Origin of the sequence: Streptococcus danieliae (assembly GCF_009767945.1) — a bacterium.
GTDB lineage: Bacteria > Bacillota > Bacilli > Lactobacillales > Streptococcaceae > Streptococcus > Streptococcus danieliae.
The window spans coordinates 1-4,261 of sequence record NZ_WSRS01000112.1 but is presented as its reverse complement, the minus strand read 5'-3'; the positions used below and the strand labels follow the sequence as shown (position 1 = coordinate 4,261).

General features: G+C 50.3%; 6 protein-coding genes. 3 read left to right on the top strand and 3 right to left on the bottom strand.

Annotation, left to right across the window (positions count from 1 at the left end):
• Positions 1-360 (top strand): IS66 family transposase (locus tag E5983_RS08635; protein ID WP_160332692.1); only part of this gene is annotated, 360 nt, incomplete at its 5' end.
• A 141-nt stretch (positions 361-501) separates the two neighbouring features.
• On the opposite strand, the gene E5983_RS08630 is transcribed toward E5983_RS08635, so the two are convergent.
• From E5983_RS08630 to E5983_RS08620, 3 genes are read right to left on the bottom strand one after another with little or no spacing between them, the layout of a single operon-like run.
• Complete coding sequence (locus E5983_RS08630) at positions 502-720, bottom strand: heavy-metal-associated domain-containing protein (RefSeq protein WP_160333435.1); 219 nt, start codon at positions 718-720, stop codon at positions 502-504.
• 11 nt (positions 721-731) lie between these two features.
• Positions 732-2,957, bottom strand: coding sequence for a heavy metal translocating P-type ATPase (locus E5983_RS08625; protein ID WP_160333434.1), 2,226 nt, complete (start codon positions 2,955-2,957; stop codon positions 732-734).
• A gap of 12 nt (positions 2,958-2,969) precedes the next feature.
• A complete protein-coding gene (locus tag E5983_RS08620; protein ID WP_160333433.1) occupies positions 2,970-3,395 on the bottom strand; it encodes a CopY/TcrY family copper transport repressor in 426 nt (141 codons plus the stop codon).
• A 184-nt stretch (positions 3,396-3,579) separates the two neighbouring features.
• On the opposite strand from E5983_RS08620, the gene E5983_RS08615 reads away from it, so the two are divergent.
• A complete protein-coding gene (locus E5983_RS08615; RefSeq protein WP_160333432.1) occupies positions 3,580-3,795 on the top strand; it encodes a hypothetical protein in 216 nt (71 codons plus the stop codon).
• 164 nt (positions 3,796-3,959) lie between these two features.
• A partial coding sequence (locus E5983_RS08610; RefSeq protein ID WP_160333431.1) for a hypothetical protein occupies positions 3,960-4,261 on the top strand: 302 nt, incomplete at its 3' end.

Here is a 4,261-nt window from a genome sequence, read left to right as displayed (position 1 = left end):
TATGTCTTACCAGAATCCAAGTTAGGCCGTGCTCTCAAATACAGTTTGGATTATGAGTCCACATTCAAAACTGTACTAGAGGATGGACGTCTCGTTCTATCCAATAATTTGGCAGAAAGAGCAATCAAATCCTTAGTAATGGGACGCAAGAATTGGTTGTTCTCCCAGAGTTTAGGGGGAGCAGAGTCTAGTGCGATTATTATGACTCTAATTGAGACAGCCAAACTCCACCAAGTGGACAGTGAAAAATATATAGTTTTCCTACTAGAACATTTACCAAACGAGGAGACTCTCGAAAAAAAGGAGGTTCTAGAGGCTTATTTACCATGGGCAAAACAAATACAAGAGCATTGTCGTTAAAGAAACCTCCAAGATTCAAAGCAAGCTGCTTACAATCTTGGAGGTTTTTTGATGTACCCTGTTATTGGGCGCTTACGCCCAATCTTACACGGGGCAGCTTACTTCTTTCTTTTTTACACAGTTTTTTCAAGCACTTACCTGCTACTTCCCACCTGCTAGACCAACTACCTTATAAGGCAAGGGGCCTAGAGCTTCTTGGTACTGGTCTTGGCTATAGGCTTCTTTGGTATCCACATGGGCCACTGAATCCTCCAGGTTGACGGTAACCTGGGCTACTTTGGGTAGTTTGGAAAAGGCCACTTCCACGTGGTGGGCACAGTTTTGGCAGCTAAGTCCTGCGAGTTGAATTTCTTGTTGCATAGAGTTCTCCTTTATTTCCAGTTTAGGCGAAGGGCGTTTAAAACAACGGATACAGAGGACAGGCTCATGGCTAGTCCTGCCAACATTGGGTTGAGAAGGGAGCCGCCGAACAGGTAGAGGAGGCCCATGGCGATTGGGATTCCAATGATATTGTAGATAAAGGCCCAGAAAAGATTTTCTTTGATGATCCGCAGGGTAGCCCGGCTGAGGCTGATTGCATCAGCTAGACGAACCAGATCGCCTTGGAGGAGCACGAGGTCAGAAGCATCCATGGCGATGTCGGTTCCGGTGCCCATGGCGATGCCGACTTGGGCTTGAGCCAGAGCTGGGGCATCATTGATGCCGTCTCCAACCATGGCGACAGCTTTGCCTTGTTTTTGGTAGCTAGCAACTTGAGCAGCCTTATCCTGGGGGAGGACCTGAGCCACAACCTTGGAAATTCCTACTTCCTCCGCAATAGCCCGAGCTGTAGCTTCCTTGTCACCGGTTAGCAGCACCACTTCCAAGCCCAATTGGTCTAACTTGGAGATGGCTTGACGGCTGGTCTCCTTAATGGGATCGGCAACTGCCAAGGCTGCCAGCAAGACGTCTTCGCGGGCCAGTAGGAGACTGGTCTTACCGGCCTTTTCCCAAGCCTCGAGGTCTAGCTCCTCGGGTAGTACCAGCCCCTCTTCTTCTAAGTACCGCCTGGTCCCAACCAGCACGCGCTGGCCGTCCACTTTGGCCTCGATCCCTCGCCCGACCTGGGCCTGGAAATCCATCGTTTGGCGCAAAGTCAAGCCTGCTTCAGTTGCTGCCTGAACTAGAGCCTGGGCAATCGGGTGTTCGCTATGGCTTTCGGCGGACGCTAGAAGGGTTAATACCTCTTCCCGCGACTCCCCTGCCCAAAGCTCTAAATCAGTCAGCTGCATTTGGCCAGCTGTGACTGTCCCTGTCTTATCCAAGAGCACCGTATCCACCTGGGCCAAGGCTTCCAAAGCCGGACCAGACTTGAGCAGGATTCCTTTTTGGGCACCCCGCCCAGTAGCCACCATCATGGCTGTCGGTGTCGCTAAACCAAGGGCACAGGGGCAGGCAATCACCAAAACAGCAATAAAAATCGAAAGGGCAAATTCCAGACTGGCCCCTGCCAAGAAGTACCAGCCCAAACTCGCCAACAGAGCTAGTCCTAGGACTAGGGGCACAAAGTAACGCGCTAGCCGATCGGCCAAGGCCGCAATCGGAGCCTTCTGAGCCTGGGCCTCCTCAACCAGCCTGATAATCTGCGCCAGCAGGGTTGCTCCACCGACATGGGTTACCTCATAATCCAGACTCCCGGTCTGATTGAGACTGCCAGCCCAAACCGCTTGCCCAGCCTCCTTATAAATAGGAAAACTTTCCCCCGTCATCATGGACTCATCCACATAGCCAGAGCCAGACAAGACCGTTCCATCCACCGGGAAGGAATCCCCCGGCAGGACCCGGACCCGATCTCCGACCTGCAAATCCTTAGTCGCAACCAGCTCTAACCCGTTCGCTCCGACGCGCCGGGCTTCCTGCGGGGCTAACTGACCTAGCCCTTTTAGGGCACGGGAAGTCTCTTGTTTAGCTCTCGCTTCTAAATATTTTCCCAAAAAGACAAAGAAAATAATGGTCGCAGCTGATTCAAAATAAAGGTGATGGGCAAAATGGCTTTGACCCTGTAAAACCTGCCAGCTACCATAGGTGGAGTAGAGGTAGGCGGCAGCTGTGCCAAGGGCAATCAGGCTGTCCATATTGGGGTGGCCCTGCCAGAGATTCCGGAAACCACGCTGGTAAAGACCACGTCCCAGATAAAGGACAGCCGTTGTCACCAGCAATTGAAAGAGGACAAAAGGACCTTCTGCTCTTAGAAAACTGGGAAGGGGCAGACCCCACATGGCACCCATGGCCACATAAAGCAAGGGCAGCGTTAGAGCAGCCGTCGCCAGCAGGCGCTTGCGTTCAACCTCCAAGCGACGCCGCTTGTCTTCTTCTTGCAACTGGCCTTGTTTCGCATCCCACTCCAGCCGCTGCTCTTTGAGACTATAACCCAGACTCGCCACCGCCTCTTCCAAGTCGCTGGCCTTAAAATCCCCAGTGGTTTTTAAGGTTAACTTTTCTGTAGCCAGATTTACCTGGGCAACCGCTACTCCCTCCTGTTGGCCGGCCACTGTTTCCACAGTCAGAGCACAGGAAGCACAGGTCATCCCACTCACTTGATATAAACGTTCTTCCATTCTAACCTCCTTCTAAGCATGGCAATCACATTGACCCGGCAAACAGTTGCAGGCCAAATCAACCGGAGCTGTCACCTGAGCCTCCTGGGCCCAGGCAATCAAACGCTCCAAATCCGACTGGGTCAGGCTGGCTTGTTGCAAGAGCTGCAAGAGGTGCTGACCGTGCTTGGTCTGGCACTGATTCGCCAACCACTCTCGGCCCAACTTGTCCAATTCCTGTTCCTCACTGGCTAAAGCTCGGTAGACAAAGCGTTTCCCGTCAGCCTGAGCCTCAATCAGCCCCTTATCTTTGAGCCGGGTCAAGAGAGTCTTGACCGTACTCGGTTTCCAGTCAAAGTCCGCTTGCAGAAAGTCAATAATCTGACTGCTTCCGCTACCTGGATGAGCCCAAAGGACTCGCATGACCTGCCATTCTGCCTGTGACATAATTGCTTTCATCCATTGCTCCTTTTCGTTTACGAATGTAGTCTATATTTATAGTTTACATTTGTAAACGCGAAGTGTCAATAAGTTCGATTCATGTTCCTGAAAATAGATTCTCACTCCTACTCTTGTCAGTAGCAAATGACTCATTTTTACGTTATTATAATAGCCAGAAGTTCTTATGACTCGGAGGTGACTTATGAGACATCTAAAAATCCTAGCCTGCTCCCTCGTCCTGTACGGGATTTTAGGATCCCTGCTACAGACTCTTAACCTCTTTTCCTTCCACTTTAGCCTTTTCGGAGTGCTGGCTTATGCCCTGGGAAGCCTCCTATACTCCTTTTATACCCAAGAAGAAAAAGACTATCTCCTGGTCCTCGCTGCGATCGGTTTGATGCTGGGATTTACTCTTTAAGACCTATCCCCTACTGAAAAATCGGTGGGGGATTTTTACTTGCTCTCTACGGACTCAATCTCCAAATGAGAGAAATCGCTGACAACGAATCACTTGTAGGAGCTTGACAATTTGTGAAACAGATTTATAATGGATCGGTAAACATAAAAACATGAGGAGTAGACATGAAAAAGACTTTCGTCGTTAGTAGCTTACTGCTAGCACCAACCTTGATTGTGGCACAAGAAGTTCAAGCTGAAGAACACAGCGAAAATCCTGAAGCCTCTTTAGGGGCTTACAATTCCGCTCTTGAGGCTGCTAAAAATGAAGGGATTATTCTCGTTCAGGAGGACCCCCAAACGGTCTCCACCGAAAGCGACCAAAATCAAGCCTACCAGCAACAAACTAAGGAACTGCAAGAAGCGACCCAGCAATACACATTTGAAAAAGACCAATATGCGAGAGATTTAGCTAGCTATGAAGCCGC